Source organism: Shewanella holmiensis (assembly GCF_025370255.1).
Taxonomy (GTDB): domain Bacteria; phylum Pseudomonadota; class Gammaproteobacteria; order Enterobacterales; family Shewanellaceae; genus Shewanella; species Shewanella holmiensis.
Genome location: NZ_JAMTCD010000012.1, coordinates 82,162 through 105,736, shown reverse-complemented (window position 1 = coordinate 105,736; position 23,575 = coordinate 82,162). Strand labels below are relative to the sequence as shown.

General features: G+C 42.9%; 20 protein-coding genes. 6 read left to right on the top strand and 14 right to left on the bottom strand.

The features are described 5' to 3' along the window. Window positions 1–41 precede the first annotated feature (41 nt). From ftsW to mraZ, 9 genes are read right to left on the bottom strand one after another with little or no spacing between them, the layout of a single operon-like run. Window positions 42–1,256: a cell division protein FtsW gene (ftsW, locus tag NE535_RS10875; RefSeq protein WP_261298668.1), complete on the bottom strand. Its 1,215-nt coding sequence runs from the start codon at window positions 1,254–1,256 to the stop codon at window positions 42–44. Then, window positions 1,246–2,565, bottom strand: coding sequence for a UDP-N-acetylmuramoyl-L-alanine--D-glutamate ligase (gene murD, locus NE535_RS10870; RefSeq protein WP_261298667.1), 1,320 nt, complete (start codon window positions 2,563–2,565; stop codon window positions 1,246–1,248). The genes ftsW and murD overlap by 11 nt, the downstream gene beginning before the upstream one ends. Window positions 2,566–2,571: 6 nt before the next feature. Then, window positions 2,572–3,654: a phospho-N-acetylmuramoyl-pentapeptide-transferase gene (gene mraY, locus NE535_RS10865; RefSeq protein WP_261298666.1), complete on the bottom strand. Its 1,083-nt coding sequence runs from the start codon at window positions 3,652–3,654 to the stop codon at window positions 2,572–2,574. Further along, window positions 3,655–5,028: a UDP-N-acetylmuramoyl-tripeptide--D-alanyl-D-alanine ligase gene (locus tag NE535_RS10860; RefSeq protein ID WP_261298665.1), complete on the bottom strand. Its 1,374-nt coding sequence runs from the start codon at window positions 5,026–5,028 to the stop codon at window positions 3,655–3,657. It abuts the gene before it with no gap. After that, window positions 5,025–6,536 (bottom strand): UDP-N-acetylmuramoyl-L-alanyl-D-glutamate--2,6-diaminopimelate ligase, encoded by a 1,512-nt coding sequence (murE, locus tag NE535_RS10855; protein WP_261298664.1) that lies wholly within the window; start codon window positions 6,534–6,536, stop codon window positions 5,025–5,027. Before murE ends, NE535_RS10860 begins: the two co-directional genes overlap by 4 nt. Then, complete coding sequence (locus NE535_RS10850) at window positions 6,533–8,269, bottom strand: peptidoglycan D,D-transpeptidase FtsI family protein (protein WP_261298663.1); 1,737 nt, start codon at window positions 8,267–8,269, stop codon at window positions 6,533–6,535. Before NE535_RS10850 ends, murE begins: the two co-directional genes overlap by 4 nt. An 11-nt stretch (window positions 8,270–8,280) precedes the next feature. Continuing rightward, window positions 8,281–8,595: a cell division protein FtsL gene (ftsL, locus tag NE535_RS10845; protein ID WP_188842012.1), complete on the bottom strand. Its 315-nt coding sequence runs from the start codon at window positions 8,593–8,595 to the stop codon at window positions 8,281–8,283. 10 nt (window positions 8,596–8,605) lie between these two features. Next, on the bottom strand, window positions 8,606–9,547 hold the full coding sequence (rsmH, locus tag NE535_RS10840; RefSeq protein ID WP_261298662.1) for a 16S rRNA (cytosine(1402)-N(4))-methyltransferase RsmH: 942 nt from the start codon (window positions 9,545–9,547) through the stop codon (window positions 8,606–8,608). A 21-nt stretch (window positions 9,548–9,568) separates the two neighbouring features. Further along, entirely contained in the window at window positions 9,569–10,027 is a 459-nt protein-coding gene (gene mraZ / locus NE535_RS10835; RefSeq protein WP_261298661.1) for a division/cell wall cluster transcriptional repressor MraZ, read from the bottom strand. Window positions 10,028–10,566: 539 nt separating this feature from the next. On the opposite strand from mraZ, the gene NE535_RS10830 reads away from it, so the two are divergent. Further along, window positions 10,567–10,848, top strand: coding sequence for a hypothetical protein (locus NE535_RS10830; protein WP_261298660.1), 282 nt, complete (start codon window positions 10,567–10,569; stop codon window positions 10,846–10,848). A 17-nt stretch (window positions 10,849–10,865) separates the two neighbouring features. Here the strand turns inward: NE535_RS10830 and glpK are convergent, their stop codons facing one another. The 4 genes from glpK to glnA all read right to left on the bottom strand — a co-directional run bounded on the left by glpK (window position 10,866) and on the right by glnA (window position 16,163). Continuing rightward, window positions 10,866–12,353, bottom strand: a complete 1,488-nt coding sequence (gene glpK / locus NE535_RS10825) for a glycerol kinase GlpK (protein WP_261298659.1) — start codon at window positions 12,351–12,353, stop codon at window positions 10,866–10,868. A 100-nt stretch (window positions 12,354–12,453) separates the two neighbouring features. After that, entirely contained in the window at window positions 12,454–12,882 is a 429-nt protein-coding gene (locus NE535_RS10820) for a nuclear transport factor 2 family protein (RefSeq protein WP_261298658.1), read from the bottom strand. A gap of 73 nt (window positions 12,883–12,955) precedes the next feature. Beyond that, window positions 12,956–14,308 (bottom strand): outer membrane protein transport protein, encoded by a 1,353-nt coding sequence (locus tag NE535_RS10815; RefSeq protein ID WP_261298657.1) that lies wholly within the window; start codon window positions 14,306–14,308, stop codon window positions 12,956–12,958. A 445-nt stretch (window positions 14,309–14,753) separates the two neighbouring features. Next, the gene (glnA, locus tag NE535_RS10810; protein ID WP_188842000.1) at window positions 14,754–16,163 is read right to left on the bottom strand and encodes a glutamate--ammonia ligase; all 1,410 of its coding nucleotides are present in this window, start codon (window positions 16,161–16,163) and stop codon (window positions 14,754–14,756) included. Window positions 16,164–16,728: 565 nt separating this feature from the next. On the opposite strand from glnA, the gene typA reads away from it, so the two are divergent. From typA to glnG, 5 genes are all read left to right on the top strand, one after another. Further along, window positions 16,729–18,546: a translational GTPase TypA gene (gene typA / locus NE535_RS10805; protein ID WP_261298656.1), complete on the top strand. Its 1,818-nt coding sequence runs from the start codon at window positions 16,729–16,731 to the stop codon at window positions 18,544–18,546. Between the two features lie 152 nt (window positions 18,547–18,698). Continuing rightward, window positions 18,699–19,010, top strand: coding sequence for a pyrimidine/purine nucleoside phosphorylase (gene ppnP, locus NE535_RS10800; RefSeq protein ID WP_261298655.1), 312 nt, complete (start codon window positions 18,699–18,701; stop codon window positions 19,008–19,010). A gap of 427 nt (window positions 19,011–19,437) precedes the next feature. Beyond that, window positions 19,438–19,968 (top strand): DUF4124 domain-containing protein, encoded by a 531-nt coding sequence (locus NE535_RS10795; protein ID WP_261298654.1) that lies wholly within the window; start codon window positions 19,438–19,440, stop codon window positions 19,966–19,968. A 137-nt stretch (window positions 19,969–20,105) separates the two neighbouring features. Then, entirely contained in the window at window positions 20,106–21,143 is a 1,038-nt protein-coding gene (gene glnL, locus NE535_RS10790; protein WP_261298653.1) for a nitrogen regulation protein NR(II), read from the top strand. A gap of 32 nt (window positions 21,144–21,175) precedes the next feature. After that, a complete protein-coding gene (glnG, locus tag NE535_RS10785) occupies window positions 21,176–22,588 on the top strand; it encodes a nitrogen regulation protein NR(I) (RefSeq protein ID WP_261298652.1) in 1,413 nt (470 codons plus the stop codon). Window positions 22,589–22,674: 86 nt separating this feature from the next. On the opposite strand, the gene fieF is transcribed toward glnG, so the two are convergent. Then, on the bottom strand, window positions 22,675–23,544 hold the full coding sequence (gene fieF / locus NE535_RS10780; protein WP_261298651.1) for a cation efflux pump FieF: 870 nt from the start codon (window positions 23,542–23,544) through the stop codon (window positions 22,675–22,677). Window positions 23,545–23,575: the final 31 nt, after the last annotated feature.

Genomic DNA, 23,575 nt, shown 5'->3' with positions numbered 1-23,575 from the left:
TAATTTAGGAGAGCGACCATAAGCAACTGCACTTGTATTTGTCACGATTTAGTCCTCCCTTGCACTGCTTGTATCAAACTCACTCGCCTTTCATAATCAATTCTGACTAACAGCATAACTGCTGCGGTCATCACCCATAAACTACTGCCACCATAACTGATAAATGGCAATGTCAGTCCTTTGGTTGGCAACATACCAATACTGGCACCAACGTTAACTACGGTTTGGAAGCAAATCCAAATACCCACACCGTAAGCCACATAACTTTCAAAAGGGCGTTGCATTTGCAGACATAAATTGCCTAATCGAATTGCACGTAAAGCAATAAAAAATAGCGTCACTAATACACAAATAATGCCAATGAAACCGAGTTCTTCACCAATTACCGCAAAAATAAAGTCGGTGTGTGCTTCGGGTAAATAGGCTAATTTTTGAATACTGTTGCCTAAACCTTGCCCGAGCCAATCACCACGACCATATGCCATAAGAGACTGAGTTAACTGATAGCCACTACCAAATGGGTCATCCCATGGATCCATAAACGAAGTCACTCGGCGCATGCGGTAAGGCTCAAACAGCACTAACAATACGAACGTGGCCACACCTAATAAAATCAGCACCATAAAGTCGATAATTCTAGCGCCGGCCAAAAATAACAAACTCACAGTACAAACGAACAATACAACCACAGTGCCTAAATCTGGCTGTAATAATATCAATACTGCGAACAGGCCATAAACACCAATCGGCTTGTAAAAACCTTTACGGTTGTCACGTAATTCACCATGACGACGTACCAAATAACCCGCCATGTATACAATAAAAATAAACTTTGCTATTTCAGCAACTTGTATACGAATAGGTCCAATGGATAACCAACGCCTTGCACCATTCACCGAGGTACCAATAACCAGTACAGCACACAGCATAACCAGCACGCCGATCATCAACATGCCGCTGTTTTTTTCCCAGTAACTGACATCCGCTTTAAGAACTACAAAGGCTATAACCACGCAGCCGATTAAGTAAAAAACATGACGCCCAATAAAATGAAATGGATTGCCGGTTAGCTTCTCCGCTTCTGGCATCGACGCGGACATCACCATCACAAATCCAAAACACATCAAGCTAATAATCGCGACTAAAAATGCCCTGTCGTATAGCGGCATGCCTGGCGTATTATTTTCAGCTAATAATGATGGCCAAAGCCCATTTAGGCTTTGTTTGAATAAGCTTAATTGCTCATTACTGGCCATCTAACTGCTCCACGCATAACTTAAAGTCATCGCCACGAGCCATAAAGTTTTTATACATATCTAAACTGGCACAGGCTGGCGACAGCAACACAATATCACCAGAGAAAGCCAATTGCGCAGCCTGATCAACCGCTTCTTTCATGCTGCTGACACTGATGCTATCCGCTTTTAATTTCGCGATTTTATGACCATCTTTACCTAAGGTAATCACTTTTGCGACATGCTCTAATGCTGGCGTTAGCGGCGCAAAATCAGCCCCTTTACCATCGCCACCGGCAATTAAAAACACTTCCCCTAAATGAGTGTTTAATCCCTGTAAAGCTGCAACCGTTGCGCCTACATTGGTGGCTTTTGAGTCATTGATGTAAGTCACACCATCGACTATCGCAACCAATTCACAACGATGGCTTAGCCCTTTAAAGCTGCTTGCCACTTCGATTGCAAAGGCTTTATCAACACCGCACGCATCCACTAATGCCATCGCAGCAAGTAGATTGGCATGGTTATGCGAGCCTATCAGGGTGACATCATTTAAATTCATGATTTCACTGTCACCGTGAAAAATCTTTCCGTCGCTCAACCCCCACTCGTCGCCTTCTGGCACCCCTAAACCAAAGGTATTTTGGTTCAGGGGTTCAAGCGGGAACGTTAATTCATCATCGCGGTTATACATGACAAATTTACTTTGCGGATATAAATTTAATTTGGCTTCGCGATAAGTGTTAATACTGCAGTATCGATCCATATGATCTTCACTGATATTCAAACACGTTGCCGCTATGCAATTGAGTGAAAAGGTTGTTTCAAGCTGAAAACTCGACAGTTCAAGCACATAGTAATCAGCATCTACTGCCAATAAATCTAGAGCCGGAATACCAATGTTACCGCCCATAACCACTTTTAAATCCGCGGCTTTAAGCATGTCGTAAACTAAAGTGGTGACGGTTGATTTACCATTAGAACCCGTAATGCCAATTACACATGGTTTTCTATCGGCAATCTCTCTAGCAAAAAGCTCAACATCACCAATAACTTCAATACCCATGTCGCTGGCAGCTTTCACTTCTGGCGTATCAACCGCAATGCCTGGGCTGATAATAATTTGTTTGGCCTGCACTAAATAGCGGCAATCAAAACCACCAGTGATCAGTTCAATGTCTGAAAACTCTTTTGCTAGCACATCTTCACCCGGAGGATTACGACGACTATCCATTACTAAAGGTTTGATGCCTTGTGCAACTAAATAACGCACTACTGAGAGCCCAGTGGCTCCCAGTCCTAACACTATGTGCGTGTAATTGGATTGCATAATAATTTACCTTAACTTCAAGGTCGCGAGACCCAATAACACAAGGAATAACGAGATAATCCAAAAACGCACAATCACACGCGGCTCTGGCCAACCTTTTAATTCATAGTGATGATGGATGGGTGCCATCCGAAAAATACGCTGCCCTCTAAGCTTGTATGATCCCACTTGTAAGATGACTGAAACCGTCTCCATTACAAATACACCGCCCATGATGATCAAGAGGATTTCTTGGCGCACTAATACCGCGATAGTGCCCAGTGCTGCACCAAGTGCTAGCGAACCGACATCGCCCATAAAGACCTGTGCAGGGTAAGTGTTAAACCACAAAAAACCGAGTCCAGCACCAACAATAGCGGTGCATACAATGACTAATTCACCCGCTTCTGGTAGGTGTGGTATGTGTAAATAATTAGCAAATTGTGCGTGCCCTGAAAGATAGGCTATCAAAGCAAATGCACCGGCAACCATTACCGTTGGCATAATGGCTAAACCATCCAAACCATCGGTTAAGTTTACCGCGTTACTTGCACCGACTATGGTGAAATACGCTAAAAAGATAAACACGATACCAAGTTGTGGCATCACATCTTTAAAAAACGGGACAACAAGCTGGGTTTCACCAGGAATGGCTGATGAGGCATATAAATAAAATGCCACCACTAACGCAGCAATCGACTGCCCAGCGTATTTCCAACGGGCAATTAATCCCTTAGAGTTTTTCTTGACCACTTTTAAGTAATCATCTAAAAATCCAATCGCACCAAAAGCGGCTAATACAAACAGCATAACTAACACGTAGCGGCTAGATAAATCGCCCCACAATAAAACACTGATAAAAATGCCAGCAAGAATAAGCAGTCCACCCATTGTCGGCGTTCCGCGCTTACTAAAGTGCGACTCAGGTCCATCGTTGCGAACGACTTGACCAATTTGCAATAACTGCAAACGTTCAATGAGCTTAGGCCCCCACCAGAGACTAAAAACTAATGCAGTGAGCAAGCCCAAAATAGCTCTAAATGTCACATAAGAAAAAACGTTAAACCCACTATAAAATTGGGTTAAATATTCGGCCAGATAAACCAGCATCTACACTAACTCCCCAAACCCGAAGGCATCTACTAACAAATCGACCACGCGTTCCATTGCCGCGCTTCGAGAACCTTTAACTAATATGGTCGCCTCGCCTGGCAACTGATTTAATTGTGCTATTAATGCCTGAGCCAGCGCAGTGACATCTTGAAAATGTGTGCTACCAAATGCTTTACTGGTATTGGCAGATAAGCTGCCACAACAATAAAGTGCATCAATATTAGCCAATTTTGCTTGTTGCCCGAGCTGTTCATGCAAAGGGGCAGCATTGTCACCTAATTCGCCCAAATCTCCCAGCACTAAACACCGATAATTATCACGTTGTTGCAACCAGGATATCGCAGCCTCTACTGAACTCGGGTTGGCATTGTAACTGTCATCAACAATTAAGAAGCGCCCGAGTACTTTAGGCATCATTCTGCCTTTTACTGGCTGTAACAGGCTTAACCCGCTGGCTACTTTTGTTAAATCGAGCCCTAATGCAATACACATGCAGGCTGCGGCTAATGCATTGCTGACTTGGTGGATACCCGCTAAAGGCAATTGCACCGCAATTGATTGCGTTAAATATTCAAGATTAAATGCATAACAGCCGTGCATGTCGGCTTTTAAATCGGTTGCACGTACATCGGCTTTAATACCCTGAACACGCGAAAAGTGCAGCTGTTTAAATCCAGCGGCTTTAGCCGACATAAACTCAGCAAAGGCATCATCGGCATTAATCACCGCCACACCATCTTGTTTAAGATGATTGAAGATCTCTGATTTTGCCTCAGCAATACCTTCAACAGAACCAAAGCCTTCAAGGTGTGCACTGCCAATGTTATTTACTAATGCCACTTGAGGTTGCACCAGCGCGCTAGTGTAATCAATTTCACCTTTATGGTTTGCACCAAGTTCAAACACACCATACTGATCGCCCGCAGACAAACGTAATAATGTCAGTGGCACGCCAATATCGTTATTAAAATTCCCCGCAGTAAACAGCACTTGAAATTGTTGCGACAAAATAGTGGCAACCATTTCTTTAACGCTGGTTTTGCCATTAGATCCGGTTAATGCCACGGCAATAGGTGCCACCTGTTGGCACACAAAGCGGCCTAGTTGGCCGAGTGCTTTATGGGTGTCTGACACCACAACTTGTGGCACATTTAAAGGTAACTGTGTTGAAACTAATAGTGCTTTAGCCCCATTTTCAACGGCCTTGTTGGCAAATTCATGGGCGTCAAAACGCTCACCTTTTAAGGCAATAAACAAGCTGTCGTGATCACATTTACGGCTGTCAGTGCTTACGGCATTGATAATGATATCGTCGCCAATCAACTGGCCCTTTAACACCTTTGCTATTTGACCTAATGAAAGCGAAATCATAATGAAGCCTCCATTAACTGCATCGCCAATGCGCGCTCATCATAATTCAATCGTTTTCCTGCCACTTCTTGATAGGTTTCATGCCCTTTGCCTGCCAATAAAATAATATCTTGAGGTTTCGCTTGCGCCACAACTTGCTTGATAGCGCTTATCCTGTCGATGTTTGACTGGGCCTGTTCTGGTATAGATAATCCTGCTAAGACATCATCGATAATGGCTTGCGGATCTTCGCTTCGAGCATTATCACTGGTGATCATGACACGGTCTGCAAAAGCTTCAGCGGCTTGTGCCATCAGTGGGCGCTTGCCTTTATCTCGGTCGCCACCACAACCAAATACACACCATAATTGTCCATGGCAATGTACTCGCAGCGCTTTTAAAGCTTGCTCAATTGCATCTGGCGTATGAGCGTAATCAACCACTAATGTAGCTTTACCCTGGCTAGAAAAACGTTCCATGCGTCCCGCTACAGGCTTTATTTGAGGCAGGACCTGAAGAATGTCAGCCATGTCGACACCTTGTAACGACAAGGCCGATATTGCAGCTATCACATTAGATAAATTGAACTCACCTAATAACGGGGACGCTAATTTAGCCTGTAACTTATTTGAACCATCACTTGCTGGATAAGCCAAAGTAGCGCTAACCCCAACATCATTAAATACCGTATCTAGACAGTAAAAATCAGCCTTAGCATTGTTCACACTAAAAGAATAAAACTGCGTTTTTGAGGGCTCAGAGTTAGCCGAAGCTTGCGTAAATGTATTTAGCCAACTTGCACCAACGGCATCATCAAGGTTAATCAAGCCATTTTTTAACGAGGCAAATTTGAATAAACGCTTTTTAGCCGCGGCATATGAATCCATATCACCATGGTAATCAAGATGGTCTCGGCTTAAATTAGTGAAAACCGCGGTATTAAAAGGTACCGCTTCAATGCGGCCTTGCACCAAGCCATGACTTGATACTTCCATCGCACACACAGTTGCACCTTGCTGCTCAAATCCCGACAATTGCTGCATCACGGTGATGGCATCGGCAGTAGTGTTACCACTGTCAATGAGTTCACCCCATAAACCATTACCTAGCGTGCCCATAACAGCCGCTTTTTGCCCCAATAAAGTGACCAATTGAGCAATGATTTGGCTGACTGACGTTTTACCGTTAGTGCCAGTTACACCAATCACGTTAAGCTGGTTAGAAACTGCATAGTATTGAGCTGCGACTGCTGAAAGCTGCCTGCTAAGTTGGCAAAAATGAATTACAGGTACAGCATCAATCCAATCGACTTTTTCATGCTTTTGGGGATCATCAGTATGTGCCAACACCGCTGTGGCGCCTTTTTCAATGGCCGCGGTGATATATTCTCGACCATCCACTTTATATCCAGGCAACGCCACGAACACTTTACCTGTTTCAGCTAAGCGGCTATCAAGTGTTAAACCACAAATAGTTTCAGCCCCGGCATAATAAAACCAGGGCGCAAGTAAATCTTTTAGTAACATCATTCTGCGCTCCTTGGCGCAGACGCCATCTGTATGGCTTCACGTTTGGAAATAGGCTCAACGTTTAGCATTTGTAATGCCCCCGACATGATTTTTGCAAAGGCGGGGCCAGCTACGTCGCCGCCATAATACTTATCGCCTTTGGGTTCATTAATCACGACAGAAATAGCTAATCTTGGGTTATGGACTGGGGCAACACCTGCAAAAATGGCAACATAATCATCACCATAACCACCGGCCACCGCTTTACGGCTGGTACCCGTTTTACCCGCAATTGGGTAACCATCAATATGTGCTTTTGTCGCTGTTCCGCCAGTTTCAGTTACCCCAACCAGCATCTGCATAACATCATTAGCCACTTTTTCTGATAAAACCTGTTGCCCTTTAGGTGCTTCTTTTAGCTTTAAAATCGACACAGGATACAACACGCCACCACTGCCTAACGTGGCATACATACGTGCCAATTGAAGCGGCGTTGCGGTAAAGCCATAACCAAATGATAATGTGGCGCGTTCAAAGTCAGACCAACGACGACGGTCATGAATTAATCCCGCACTTTCACCGGTTAAATTAATGCCAGAGTAATTGCCTAACCCCATTGATTGGTAGGTACCAAGTAATTGCTGAACCGGCATAGATAAAGCCAGTTTACTGATACCTACGTTTGATGATTTAACCAAAATTTTTGCTAGCGACATGTCGCCATAATTATTTGAATCACGCACCTGACGACCACCAATGCGCATCCAACCAGGTGAGGTTGGGATCAATTCATCCGATTTTACCGTTCCGGCTTCTAATGCCGCAGCGACCACAAAGGGTTTTACCGTCGAACCAGGCTCAAAGGTGTCGGTTAATGCACGATTTCGCATACGATGCGATTGTAAATTATCGCGAGCGTTGGGGTTGTAGGAGGGTGTATTCGCCATGGCCAGAACTTCACCAGTGAGTACATCGATGACCACAACCGATCCAGAGGTGGCTTGAAAGGTTTCTGTGGCGCGCTTAAGCTCTCGGTAGGCTAATTGCTGGATGCGTTGATCAATACTTAACACAATATCGTTAGAACTTTCACCCTCTTGAACTATGTCTAAACGCTCAACCACACTACCGTCACGCGACTTTCTCACTTTTTGTTTTGACGGCGTGCCCGTTAGCCAGGTGTTATAAGTATTTTCAATACCTTCAATACCCACATCATCAATATTAGTAATACCAATTAACTGAGCAGCAATTTCGCCCGCGGGATAATAACGACGAGATTCTGATTTGAGGTAAATGCCACCAATTTTTAACTGCTCAATATAATCAGCTACAGCGGGTGTTACTTGGCGTTTTAAGTAAACAAAACGCTTTTTAGGATCGCGTTTTACTTTTTGCACCAGCGTATCAACAGGCTCTTGTAATACATCCGCCAATGCTTGCCAACGACGCATATCGACAAAGGCTTTTTGATCGTGTGCGTGCTTAGGATCTGCCCAAACGGCACGAACCGGCACACTTACCGCTAACATGTCGCCATTGCGATCGGTAATTAGACCGCGTTGCACCTGATTGCTCGTGGTACGCAAAGTACGCATATCACTTTCATGGCGGAGTTTATCTGGCTCAATAATTTGTATATAAGCTGCGCGAGCAATCAAACTCACAAATAACAGCAAGACAAATCCCACCACAACGTATAAACGCCATGGGATCAGTTCAGGATTTTGCTTACGCTTTGCTTGTCTTGACATATTCCCTATGCTCAATTGGCCCTAATCACCACTTCCTCTTTAGGAAGCGGTCTGGACATATTCAAATCTTTAGTCGCTATTCGGGTCACACGGCTATGTTCCGACTGTGACTGTTCTTCTAATAATAAATTGCGCCATTCAATATCTAAGTGGTCTTGTTGCTGTAAAAGCTGATCCCATTGTGAGGTTAATTTTCGGCTCACATGGCTGGTATAAACCACTGCTACCGCATTAATCATCACCACAATACTGAGCAATACCACCCATTTGTGATGCCAGATATCTTGCAAAACAAGTCGAGGTAGATTCAGTGCTGACTGATTCACAATGCTAACCTCAGTACGCTAAGCGTTCTGCTACACGCAGGACTGAGCTACGTGAGCGAGGATTTTGTTCAATCTCTTCATCTGACGGCTTCATAGCCTTACCCATTGACTTCAACTTTCGCGATTTATTAATTTCATCTTCGGTAATGGGTAAACCATGCGGCACACTTTCGCCTTGGCTGTGACGACGAATGAAACGTTTTACCATGCGATCTTCTAATGAATGGAAACTAATAACCGATAATCGGCCTTCAGGTGCAAGGACTTTTAACGCCCCTTCTAAAGCCTGATCAATTTGCTCCAACTCACTATTGATATAAATACGAATCGCCTGAAACACCCGTGTGGCTGGATGCTTATTACGTTCTTTGTTTTTGGTAATGCGGGCAATCAAATCGGCTAAATCTTTGGTGCGTAAAAAGGGTTTCTCGTCTCTATCTGCAGCGATACAGCGCGCTATATGACGGGAATTTTTTTCTTCGCCATAGGTTTTAAACACCCATGCCATATCTTCTATTTCTGCTCTTGCTAACCACTGAGCAGCCGTTTCACCCTGACTATTGTCCATGCGCATATCTAAAGGGCCATCGCGTAAAAAGCTGAAACCTCTATCGGCATCATCAAGTTGCGGTGAAGACACACCTAAGTCCAACAGCACACCATTAATTTTGCCAACCAGCCCTAACTCTTCAACATAATCGGCTAACTGGCCAAAACCACCGTGAACAATTTGAAAGCGTGGGTCGTCAGCAAATTGCTTCGCAGCTTCAATCGCTTGTGGGTCTCTATCAATGGCAATTAAGCGACCATTGGCTCCTAAATGGCTAAGCACATGTCGTGAATGTCCACCGCGGCCAAATGTGCCATCGATATAGATGCCATTTGGATCGATATTAAGACCATCGACGGTCTCTTTTAATAACACGCTTAAGTGGGCAAACTCTTGACTCATTAGGGTCTTCTTTTTATTCCATTACAGGGTGAAGTGGCTCAATCTTTCATGATTGGCTAAATTCTGGTTGCTGATCAGCTCATGGTTTTGTTCCATTTGCAGCTGCCAAGCACCTTCTTCCCATAATTCAAATTTATTTAATAAGCCTACCAACATGGTTTTCTTTTCCAAATTGGCAAAACTTCTGAGTATTGGTGGCACAACGATGCGCCCATGGCTGTCAAGCTCACACTCTTGGGCATAGCCCAATAATTTTCGCTTTAACGAGCGTTCTGTGGGATCGATATCTGATAACTGCAGCAGCTTAGTTTCCATGAGTTCCCACTCATGCAAGGGATAAATCAACAAACAGGGAGAATTAATATCAACGGTAATAATAAGCGTGCCATCGTGCCCATTACGTAACGCATCACGGAATCTCGCTGGCATAGCGATCCGTCCTTTTGCGTCCATATTGATTGCACTTGCGCCTCTAAACACGTCTATAAAGTCCTTGTTTTTTTAATTTGATCCACAATGATCCACTTTTTCCCACAAATGCTAAGTTTAGGGATACAACACAAGGGTTGTCAAGGGATGTGAACATATATTAAATCCAGACGCCAAGCGGCTTAGCAGCAAGTTTTCATAAAGTGTAAAAATGGTTGGCATAAAGCGAATAATTACCCGTGGATATCTGAGTTAATGAATAAAACCAGACACATATAGGCGGTTATTTCAGCAGTTTTGATCTTAGGTGGGAGAAATAAACAATCACATACAGCAGATCTCAGCGACAATGGAAAACGATTTAGTGATATTTAGTTTCATTTTTAGCCGTTTTCTTTAATGAAACTTAATGTTTAAGCAGGTCAAAAATAGCGTTTTCGTATGAATTCAGCCTGATGGTGGTCCATTAACTGCTCATAAACAGGCAAAAAATATTAGACTAATTTTTAATCGACACTGGCCGATATAAAGATAACAATTGCAATGCGCTCGATAAAGGATCTGAGCGATGAGCATTAAAGGAGTATCAGATGAACTTAGACAGCATTTATAGCATGCTTGCTACACCAGTACGTTTAATCAGTAATCGTAAGCGTATTGTTGACCGTGTCGATGTTACCAGTGAAATAGCCGCTGACAGCCATGAAGCCCCACAGTCTCAGTTGCCTCCTACACTAGGTAAGCACACCTCGTTAGCTGATAAAAAAGTGGATCCCATTAAGGAAGATGAACATCTTGAATACATCACCGATGATGATGCACCACTTAAAGAACTAAAAGTTCCCATTAAGCATCTTGATGTTGAAGCTTAGCCAATGTTTTGATTACATCATTGGGTGCTAACCTGTTTAACGGCTTTAAGCCAGCCGTGATACAAGGCTTGTCGTGAGTCATTATCCATTGTGGCGGTAAAAATCCGATCTGTGGCTAAAATGGATTGTAATTCCTGTGTCGATTTCCATACCCCCACAGCCAGTCCTGCCAGAAACGCGGCGCCCATTGCTGTCGTCTCACTGACTTTAGGTCTTAACACATGCACATCGCTAATATCTGCTTGAAATTGCATTAAGAAGTCATTTGCCACCGCGCCACCATCGACACGAATTTGGCTTAATGTCACCCCTGAATCTTTACTCATCGCATCAAGTAAATCACGAGATTGATAGGCAATGGATTCTAATGCAGCGCGAATAATATGATTTCGATTGGCACCACGGGTTAAACCAACAATGGCCCCTCTTGCATCGGCATCCCAATAAGGCGCTCCAAGTCCGACAAATGCAGGCACAACATAAACCCCATTAGTGTCGCTCACTTTATTGGCATAATACTGGGTGTCATAAGCATCTTGTATTATGCCTAATTCATCCCGTAGCCATTGAATAATAGCACCGCCCATAAACACCGAACCTTCAAGGGCATAACAGGCTTGCCCCTTATCACCAATCGCCACCGTCGTTAACAAGCCGTGTGTTGATGTCACGGCTTTATCACCAGTATTCATCAGTAAAAAACAGCCCGTTCCGTAAGTGTTTTTTACCATTCCCGGTTGCAGGCACAATTGCCCAAATAAAGCAGACTGCTGATCACCAGCCATGCCCGCAACCGGAATGCCCTGGACGCCGGCAAGATCGGTATAGCCATAGACCTCACAGGAAGATTTAACTTCAGGTAACATTTGTCGCGGAATATTGAACAATTTGAGTAAGTCTTCATCCCATTGTTGAGTATGAATATTAAATAACATGGTGCGCGAAGCATTTGTTGGCTCAGTGACATGCACTTTACCTTGGGTGAGTTTCCATACTAGCCAAGTATCGACTGTACCAAATAATAGATCTCCGGCATCAGCCTGTTCACGTGCACCAGTCACATTATCTAGGATCCACTGAATCTTTGATGCTGAAAAATACGGGTCTAACACCAAACCTGTTTTCTGCTGGATCAGGGTTTCAACATTTTGTGCTTTTAATTGTTGGCAAATTGCCTGGCTGCGACGACATTGCCATACAATGGCATTATAAATAGGTTTCCCTGTGTGCTTGTTCCACACTATGGTCGTTTCACGCTGATTAGTAATGCCGATAGCGGCCACGTCATTACGTTTAATACCCGCTCGGGTTAACACCTCATCTAATGAAGAGCTTTGCGATGACCAGATTTCCATCGGGTCATGCTCTACCCAACCCGCATAAGGATAATGCTGTCTAAATTCCCGTTGTGAAATTGCCACTATGTCAGCCCGATGATTAAACACAATCGCTCTAGAACTCGTGGTTCCCTGATCTAAAGCAACAATGTATTTATTCGCTGTCATATGATGATCTCTTTGTCGGAGGTGAAAGACTAAATATAGGTTAGCGTAAAAAATGAAACAACCAAGGTTTCAGCACAATTCCTTTAAAAAATACACAAAATTAATCACTTGCGTCACACTTATGGGCTTTGTAATACCACACTGCGGCAATTTTTTGAGCTTCAAAAAGGTACACACCAATACTGCAACGGGACAACCACTCCCCCTCTTGTTGCCAGGAGACTTGTTCTACCGTACTGACAAAATCACCTGAAGTAACAGATTTTATCACCCGAGAATGGGCTCTATTGGCATCAGCAAAGTAATCTTTCATTGATTTAACAAGCTCATCCCTAGACGTTGTTTGGCTAGTCATCCCTGCACGGGTAACATCAAACCAATAGGCCTCTTTAGTCACCATCTGCCCCATTAGCTCAGGGTCTCGCTCATTAAATGCCTCTACAAATTGCGCCACCATTTGTGATTTTTCATTAGCCTGAACGGTAAATCCCAGCCCAAAAATCAACACAACCCAGATCAATTTTGCCATGACTGTCCTTAAATAGAGTCAATATAAAAAAGCCCCGCTATGCGAGGCTAATGAAGAGTAACGAGCATTGAACTTACATTTTATAGCTTAATTGTACACCAGCAAGCAACACATCACCTGTGGCTTCGCCATTAAAGGTTACTGAAGCTAAGCCCGCTAAATCTTGTTCTTCACTGATAGGCGCATCACCGTACATTTTGATATAAGTGACCGCAAAATCTACAGTCAGATTTTTAGTCGCTTGATATCCTGCACCTACACTAAACCACAAGCGGTCAGTATCTGGAATAGTCGTTGTGCGGTATTGATCTTCAACAGCCGTTTGATCCAACGCCATCCCCGCTCTTAGGGTCCAATCGTGGTTCAATAAATAAGTACCACCAACAGCGTAACGCCAATTATCTTTGAAGTTTTCGTTTTTCACTAAATCAGATTCTATATCGCCAATCGGTTTTTGCTCACCAGGAAAATAAGCCACTAATTGATCAAATACGCTCCATTGGGTCCAGTTTACGCTGGCATGCATGGCAAATTTTTCAGTTAGCTGGTGATGAGAAGCTAATTCAGCAAAAGCAGGTAGCTCAATCGGTAAATACCCTTCAATCGACACATTCTGACCACCATCATAAAGCAAACCTGAAGCATGGCCGTCTAATTCTAATTTAACACCGCTATGATAAGCCAAACCTAAACGGTGATCGGCGTTTATTTGCCAGCTTGCACCCGCTTTCCAACCTACACTGATATCATCACCTTTCATCGATTTAAGGCTGGTACCAGCATCCGGTAAACGACCAGCAACAGGCGCAGGTAATGCTGGATTAGCTTTAATCGCTCCCACCCAAGTAGGCGTTGTTGCACCAATTTCGCCTTCACCGTACACCACACGTAAACCAGCACCTACACTAAATGCATCATCCAACTTATAGGCAATATTAGGGTTAAATTCAACGGTAGTGATCGCGGTTTTACTACCAAAAATAGCTGCAGCATGGGTTGGGTCAATTTCAGTCGCTAATCCGTAGTTAGAATTAACCGTTAAACCCCAAGTCCATTGATCGTTTAATTGATTAGAATAATAAAAGTTAGGAATAAATGCATCACCAGCAACGTCATGGGCACTGGCTGGAATATGCAGCGTTTGTCCACCAAACAAAGGTGAATCAAGAGCGATATCACCGGTAACATCGATATTTGGCATCACATACACACCACCTGCAGAAAGCTGGCGGCCTTCTAAATAACTCAACATTGCTGGGTTACGAGACTGTGAAGAGGCATTATCTGCCATGGCAGCTTCGCCTGCGAATGCACGGCCTAAACCGGTTGATGAAAATTCTGCTAATTGAAAACCTGCAGCTTGAGCTTGTGAAGTCGTTCCAAAAACAATGGCTGTAATAGCCAAAGTAAGTATTGTTTTTTTCATTATATTCTCTTATTCATTGTTTTTATGTCGATTTAATTCAATAAACTCATTTTATAGAGTAAAAGCTCGACATTTATTCGCAGCAAGTTTACGGATCTAAAGCCTTATTGCAACAGCCAAGGTATAAATGCAACATCATAATTACTGCAGAATTACCGATAACTGGCTCACAAAGTGTGCTAAAAACATCCTTTTTTTTTAAGCGCTGTTAACTGAATAAATAAAACAATGATATAGAGAAAAAATTTAACCATAATTATCAGTAACTAAGTCAATAGAAATACCATTAACTTTGGTACAGCAGTAAGCTGAAAAAAATAGAAAATTAAAGCGAGATGAGTGAATAAATTGGCCCATTAGCTTGTAACTAATTGTAAAAAAGCCAATAAAAAACCCTGCTAAGCAGGGTTTTTTTACTTATACACTAAAGAGTTAGCAGATAAGATTATAAGCTGTAGTACATTTCGAACTCTAATGGGTGAGTTGTACGTGCTACACGCTCAGCTTCAGCGGTTTTCAGTTTGATATAAGACTGAATAAAGTCTTCACTGAATACGCCACCTTTAGTTAAGAACTCATGGTCAGCTTGTAAGTTTTCAAGAGCGTTTTCTAAAGATGTTGCCACTTGTGGGATTTCTGCCGCTTCTTCAGCTGGTAAATCATACAAGTCTTTGTCCATTGCATCGCCTGGGTGGATCTTGTTTTGGATGCCGTCAAGACCAGCCATTAACAACGCAGCAAAACCTAAATATGGGTTTGCATGTGGATCTGGGAAACGCGCTTCAATACGACGACCTTTAGGGCTTGGCACTACAGGAATACGGATTGATGCACTACGGTTACGCGCTGAGTAAGCTAACATAACTGGTGCTTCAAAGTGTGGCACTAAACGCTTATATGAGTTAGTACTTGGGTTAGTAAATGCATTCAATGCACGAGCGTGCTTGATGATACCGCCGATATAATAAAGTGCGATGTCACTTAAACCAGCATACTTGTCGCCAGCAAATAAGTTCACACCATCTTTAGATAATGACTGATGAACATGCATACCACTACCGTTGTCACCAACGATTGGCTTAGGCATAAAGGTTGCTGTTTTGCCATAAGCGTGCGCCATGTTGTGAACAACATACTTTAGAATTTGGATTTCATCCGCTTTCTTGGTCAATGTGTTGAAACGTGTAGCGATTTCGTTCTGACCTGCTGTAGCCACTTCATGGTGATGCGCTTCAACAACTTGACCCATTTCTTCAAGCACTAAACACATAGCGCTACGTAGATCTTGTGATGAGTCAACTGGTGCTACTGGAAAGTAACCGCCTTTCACCATTGGGCGGTGACCCGTGTTACCTTCTTCATAACTTTTTGCAGAGTTCCATGCAGCTTCTTTTGCATCGATTTTCACGAAACAACCCGACATGTCAGTACCAAAACGTACATCGTCAAATAAGAAGAACTCTGGCTCAGGACCAATAAGAACCGTATCAGCAATACCGGTAGACTTTAAATACTCTTCTGCTTTTTTAGCGATAGAACGTGGGTCACGGTCATAACCCGTCATGGTACCTGGCTCTAAAATATCACAACGGATAAGCGCAGTTGTTTCTTCTGTGAAAGGGTCAAGTAAGAAAGTTGATGCATCAGGCATTAATACCATGTCTGATTCGTTAATGCCTTTCCAGCCTGCAATAGAAGAACCGTCAAACATTTTGCCGTCTTCAAAAAAATCCGCGTCAACTTGGTGAGTTGGAATAGATACGTGCTGCTCTTTACCTTTAGTATCGGTAAAACGTAAGTCAACAAACTTAACTTCTAATTCTTCAAGTTGCTTTAATACTGATTCAACTGACATTCTCAAGCCTCCGGTAGGGTCAAGGGTATTCCCTTCTTAATTTAATCTTACTGTTTACCAAGTACATTTTACTTAGTTAAACCAATGTAAAACAGTGATGTTCACATGATGTCACTTACTAAGCTATTTTTATGCCAAATATATAACTTATTGAATTATATCAATTTGATTTTTTTGCATTTAAAAATAACTATTAGAATGCACCAAAAAGATCCTTAGACGCACTAATACAGTGCAACAGTTAAGGGCAACTGCACTGTAATTGAACATGTCGAGTATATAGAGACTCATTAGCAAAAAGTGCACTTAGATAACAATTTACCAAACCTAATTCAGAAAACTGTGTTCTTGATGTTTATCTGGCTTTGAGTCATCAAAATGACCATTTACCCCAGATAAGTCGAAATATATCTGTCCAAACGGGTGAAAATAAGAGGTGTTCAAAAAAAATCCTATCTACTGAAGCCTTGCTGGAGTAGAATGGCACGCTTTTTTATGGTGGCTATAATTAATAGCGACTGTAAATAATCCCCTTTTTTTGTTTGATGGTATAGAGGTTTTATCCGTGCTAGAGAATTTACGTAACATCGCCATTATTGCACACGTTGACCATGGCAAAACAACCCTGGTAGACAAGTTGCTGGCGCAGTCAGGAACCCTTGCATCTCGAGGAGAAGCTACTGAGCGGGTGATGGATTCAAACGATCTTGAAAAAGAACGTGGGATCACCATTCTGGCAAAAAACACTGCCATCAAGTGGAACGACTACCGTATTAACATCGTAGACACACCAGGTCACGCCGATTTCGGTGGTGAAGTTGAACGTGTTCTGTCTATGGTTGACTCAGTTTTATTACTAGTAGATGCAGTTGATGGCCCAATGCCACAAACTCGCTTCGTCACTAAAAAAGCATTTGCTCAAGGCCTTAAGCCAATCGTTGTTATCAACAAGATTGACCGTCCTGGTGCACGACCTGATTGGGTTATCGACCAAGTTTTCGATTTATTCGACAACCTAGGTGCAACTGACGAACAGTTAGACTTCCCTATCGTCTACGCTTCAGCATTAAATGGTTTCGCAACCTTAGATCCTGATGATACAAGCGAAGACATGACACCATTGTTCCAAACCATCGTTGAAAAAGTATCTTTCCCTGACGCTGACGCTGAAGGTGCTTTCCAGATGCAAATTTCACAACTTGATTATAACTCATACGTAGGTGTAATCGGTGTTGGTCGTATCAAGCGTGGTAGCGTTAAAACAGGTCAACAGGTTACTGTGATCGGTGCTGACGGTAAGAAACGTAACGGTAAAATGGGCCAAGTATTAGGTTACATGGGTCTAGATCGTACTGAAGTTGAAATTGCTAACGCTGGTGACATCGTGGCAATTACGGGTCTTGGTGAGCTAAAAATTTCTGACACTGTTTGTGCCGTAACTGAAGTTGAAGCATTACCACCGTTATCTGTTGATGAACCAACATTAACTATGACTTTCCAAGTAAACACTTCTCCGTTCGCGGGTAAAGAAGGTAAGTATGTTACTTCACGTAATATTCTTGAGCGTTTACAGCAAGAGTTAGTTCATAACGTAGCATTACGTGTTGAAGAAACTGACAGTCCAGACCGTTTCCGTGTTTCTGGCCGTGGTGAATTACACTTATCAATCCTAATTGAAAACATGCGTCGTGAAGGTTACGAGTTAGCCGTATCACGTCCTGAAGTTATTCTTAAGACGATTGATGGTGAATTATGTGAGCCATTTGAAACAGTAACCGTTGACGTTGAAGAAGAGCATCAAGGTACTGTGATTGAAAAATTAGGTACACGTAAAGCTGAAATGAAAGACATGCAACTTGATGGTAAGGGTCGTGTACGTATCGACTTTATTATCCCAAGCCGTGGCTTAATCGGTTTCCAAACTGAGTTCTTAACAGCAACTTCTGGTACTGGCTTGATTTACCATTCATTTGATCACTATGCACCTCATAAAGGCGGTGACATAGGTCAACGTGCTAACGGTGTTTTAATTTCAAACGCTACTGGTAAGGCACTGACATTCGCACTATTCGGTTTACAAGACCGTGGTCGTTTGTTTATTGGCCACGCTGCTGAAGTGTATGAAGGTCAAGTAGTTGGTATTCACGCTCGCTCTAACGATCTAACAGTTAACTGTTTGAAAGGTAAGCAGCTTACTAACATGCGTGCTTCTGGTACTGATGAAGCACAAGTACTAACTCCGCCAATCAACATGACTTTAGAGCAAGCGCTTGAGTTCATCGATGATGACGAATTAGTAGAAGTAACGCCTAAGAACATCCGTGTTCGTAAGAGATACTTAACTGAAAACGAACGTAAGCGCCATAACCGCGCTGGTGCGTAATCAGTCAGCTTATTTGAGTTGAATTTAAAGCCCAGATTATTCTGGGCTTTTTTGTGCTTGGTTGTTTTCAGTGGAGAATCAAAACATTTAAAAATAACTAGATATTCACAATAAATACATATAAATTCACAACAAGTTATTTTATGGAGCGAGTGAATATGTTAGAAAATGTCAATGTTGCGCTACAAGCAAACGTGTATTTTGAAGGAAAAGTCACTAGTCGAGCGGTATTTTTTGCCGATGGTTCAAAACAAACCTTAGGCGTGGTGTTACCTGGTGAATATACGTTTTCCACCTCTCAAGCAGAGGTAATGCAAGTTACGTCAGGCAATTTTGAAGTGCTACTACCTGATGCATCTGAATGGATGAACTACCCAGCTGGCACTCATTTTGAATTAGCTGCAGGCGTGAGCTTTAGCATTCGTACTAGCGCTGTTGCGGAGTATTGTTGTAGTTATCATTAAGCCGTCATTGATACTCTTTATGGCAAACTCAGCCTTGAAAGCATTTTCAGGGCTAATTACTTTAAACTCTGGTTATTTAATTTCTTCAACATGATTGCCACTCCCTCTGACATATCATCATTTTATCCTTAACTCAGCGCCATGACCTCAATAAATAACAGCCTCAATAAGCATTAAGAAAGCGTTGTTAAATTTTGCAGTAGACAAACTTTTTATTAAAACGCATTAACGCCTTTATGATTAAACATTGCCCTTTTGTCATAAAGGGTTCAATACAAAGCACATGCTAATAACAGATAATAACCCCAGTTGAACTCAATCTCCTAACAACGGGTATTTTTGGTAAATCAGCCTAAATAAACTATGCTAGTTTTTGCTTCAAAAAAGTCTACTATAACAGTTGTCACTCGATGAGAAAGGAATCAAGATGCGACTTATATTATTACTCAGCCTACTTAGCATTACCTTATGCAGCAACGCTGCGGTTTATCGGTGGGTCGATGAAAATGGCAAGGTACATTATAGCGATGAGCCACAGCCGAATGCTGAGCTTGTCGAGGTAAAACAAAATACCCAAAACACCATTGAGCTGCGTGAAGCCAAAATAAAGTCTCCTATCGCACCTGAGCTTGACGCTGCCATGGAAACGACCATAACGATTATTTCACCGACCCATGAAGAAACCATTCGCAGCAATGAAGGTAAATTCGATGTGACCGTAAGTGTTGCGCCTAAATTATTACGAGGTATGTTTTTGGCCTTGTTTATCGATGGTGAAATAAAAGCTCAACCCCAAACATCCACAACCTTTCACCTTGAAGGCATTTATCGTGGTGAACATGCCATTGTGGTGAAAGCCTTAGATCAAAACGGCAAAGTCCTTGCATCTAGTTCTCCTAGAACCATCTATCTTCATCAAGCAAACTTGGTAAAACGGCCGACCCCAAGAGCGGGGTAAGTATTAATATCATTAAAAACAATGAATTAATTTAACCTACTTAATTATCAAGAATAACCTTTGCTTGATGAAACTGGCTTGCAGGATGCACCATATTGGTGCACCATGATGGTGCAACCCAATACTCAGGACGGCAAATGGACACCAACAACCTACTAAATCATTTAGTCACTGCTGTGTTAGTTATTGATACTAACCTTAAGCCGCGCTTTGCCAACGCAGCGGCTGAACAATTATTGGCTGTCGCTAACCATAAGCTGCTTGAATTACGCCTACCCGATTTATATCAGTTTTTAGGCGTCGATGAACATATCCTGCGTGATGCCGTATCGTCAAATCAAGGCATTACCGTTAATACCGCAGCGTTGATTACCTTAGATGGCCAGCATCACACCATAGATCTGACCTTAATTCCTATTGAGAATGAACAAAACCTCAGCATTTTAGAGCTTCGCCAAGTTGATCAACAACGTCGTATCCACCAGCAACTTAATATGGATGCACAACAACAAGCAGCCCAATATTTAGTTCGTAATTTAGCCCACGAAATTAAAAATCCGCTCGGGGGCTTAAGAGGCGCTGCGCAACTATTATCAAGAGAACTTAACTCACCTGAATTAAAGGAGTTCACACATTTAATCATTGAACAGGCTGACCGCTTACGTGGTTTGGTTGACAGATTATTGGGACCGCAACGCCCAACACAACATACCGAGCATAATATCCATCAAGTAGTACAAAAAGTGCTAAAACTGGTTGAAATGGCTTTGCCCGACAACATCACGTTAAAGCGAGATTATGATCCTTCCATCCCCGACATTCAGATGGATCCTGATCAACTTCAACAAGCCGTGCTTAATATTGTCCAAAATGCGATTCAAGCATTAGACAATGGCGGTGGTGAAATTTTGATAAAAACCCGGACACAACATCAAGTCACCATTGGCACCCAAAGATATCGACTGGTTTTAGCGTTATCAATTATCGATAACGGTCCAGGGATCCCTCCTGAACTAATGGATACCTTATTTTATCCAATGGTCACCGGAAGAGAAGACGGCTCAGGCCTTGGTTTATCAATAGCTCACAACATTGCAAGACTCCATGGCGGACGCATAGACTGTGTCTCTGCACCCGGCCATACCGAATTTATCATTACGCTGCCATTACAATAATTTTAGACCTAAAGGCAGAACGAGGTAGCAAGATGACAATAAGCGAACAAGTATGGGTTTTAGATGATGATAGCTCCATTCGTTGGGTGCTAGAAAAAGCATTATCGGGTGCCAAGCTAACCAGTGCCAGCTTTGCGGCGGCTGAATCATTATGGCAAGCATTAGAACATTCACAGCCACAAGTCATAGTGTCGGATATTCGTATGCCTGGTACAGATGGGCTGACGCTATTAGACAGATTACAACTGCATTATCCGCATATTCCAGTCATCATAATGACGGCGCATTCCGATTTGGACAGTGCCGTTAGCGCTTATCAGGCCGGAGCGTTTGAATATCTGCCCAAGCCTTTTGATATTGATGAAGCTATCGCGTTAGTGGAGCGCGCGCTTACCCATGCGACCGAGCAAACACCTTCAGCCCCTGCAGAAGCCGCCGTTAAAACCCCTGAAATCATTGGCGAAGCACCTTCAATGCAAGAGGTGTTTCGTGCCATTGGACGCTTATCTCGATCGTCTATTAGTGTATTAATAAATGGTCAATCAGGAACGGGTAAAGAGTTAGTCGCTGGCGCACTGCATAAACACAGCCCGCGCAAAGACAAATCGTTTATTGCACTTAATATGGCCGCTATTCCAAAAGACTTAATTGAATCAGAACTTTTTGGCCATGAGAAAGGGGCATTCACTGGCGCGGCAAATGTGCGTCAGGGACGGTTTGAGCAAGCCAATGGTGGCACATTATTTCTAGATGAAATCGGCGATATGCCGCTAGATGTGCAAACTCGCTTATTACGCGTACTGTCTGATGGTCAATTTTATCGTGTAGGCGGACATCAAGCGGTGCAGGTGGACGTACGAATTATTGCGGCCACCCACCAAAACCTGGAATTACTGGTTCAAAAAGGGACTTTTCGTGAGGACTTATTCCATCGTCTAAATGTGATACGAGTGCATTTACCGCCGTTATCACAACGCCGTGAAGATATCCCTCAATTAGCAACGCACTTTCTTACTTCAGCAGCCAAAGAGATTGGCGTAGAGCCGAAAATATTAACCAAAGAAACCGCGGTAAAATTATCGCAATTGCCTTGGCCAGGTAACGTACGTCAACTGGAAAACACTTGCCGTTGGCTAACAGTCATGGCCTCTGGACAAGAAATTCTACCCCAAGATTTACCGCCAGAATTACTCAAAGATCCAGTATCAAACCATCACACTCCAACAGGTCATGGTGATTGGCAATCTGCTTTAAAAAGTTGGATAGATGAAAAACTCAGTGCGGGCGAAAATGATCTGCTCACTGAAGTTCAGCCAGCATTTGAACGCATATTGCTTGAAACCGCATTAAAGCATACTCAAGGTCATAAGCAAGAAGCGGCAAAACGTTTAGGCTGGGGGCGTAATACGCTAACACGTAAACTTAAAGAGTTATCGATGGAGTAACCTCGTCTGAGTTGAGGCTACAGAGATGGCACCAGAATGAAGCCTAGATTTGCTCTAGGCTTCTGACCATCACTGAACAGTATCACCTAAACCGGATCTTGGTGAATAATCACTTCCGCCTCTTCGAAAGCGTTCTTGATCCTTAATCCTGTAGCATCGGCAATTCGATGGGCATCAAACAAAGGTTGGTTACCGTCTAACTCTAAATGTAACTGAATAAAAATGGTTTTACCTGACTGACGAGTACGCAAATCGTGTATGCCTTTTACATGGCTATCGGCCAACGCTAAGGTTTTAATGTGATCTCGGGTTTCAGCATCCAGTTCTCTATCAAGCAAGCTTTGTATTGAACGATAGCCTAAATCTATGGCCTGCTGCCCAATAAAAAGTGCAATCAACACAGCAAACAAACCATCGGCCCACCACCAGCCATAGTGAGCTAACACCAATGCCAGTAATACCGCCGAATTTAAAAACAAATCCGATTTATAATGCAATGAATCCGCTTCAACCACCGTACTGCTGGTTTGCTCTAGGGCTTTTTTCTGCAGTAACACTAATCCCAGTGTCACAATAATTGCGATAATCGATACCACAACACCTAAGGTTGCATGGGTTACTGGCACAGGATTTATCAGCTTTTCTCCGCCATAAAAAAGCAAAATACAGGCAGACCCCAAAATAAAACCCGATTGTGCTAACGATGCCAACGGCTCAGCTTTGCCATGACCATATCGATGGTCTTTATCTGCAGGAACAATTGCATAACGAATGGCAATAAAGTTGACGATAGATGCCATCGCATCGGCGAATGAGTCTGTTAGCGAGGCCAACATACTTGCCGAACCTGAATATAACCATGCAATTAGTTTTATGACAATCAAGCCTAGCGCAACGGCCACTGAGGCTCTACTGGCTAATTTGACCCAAAAATCATAATTTTGGTTGGTTTTCATTACCGGATTCATCCAATCATTAATCGTTATT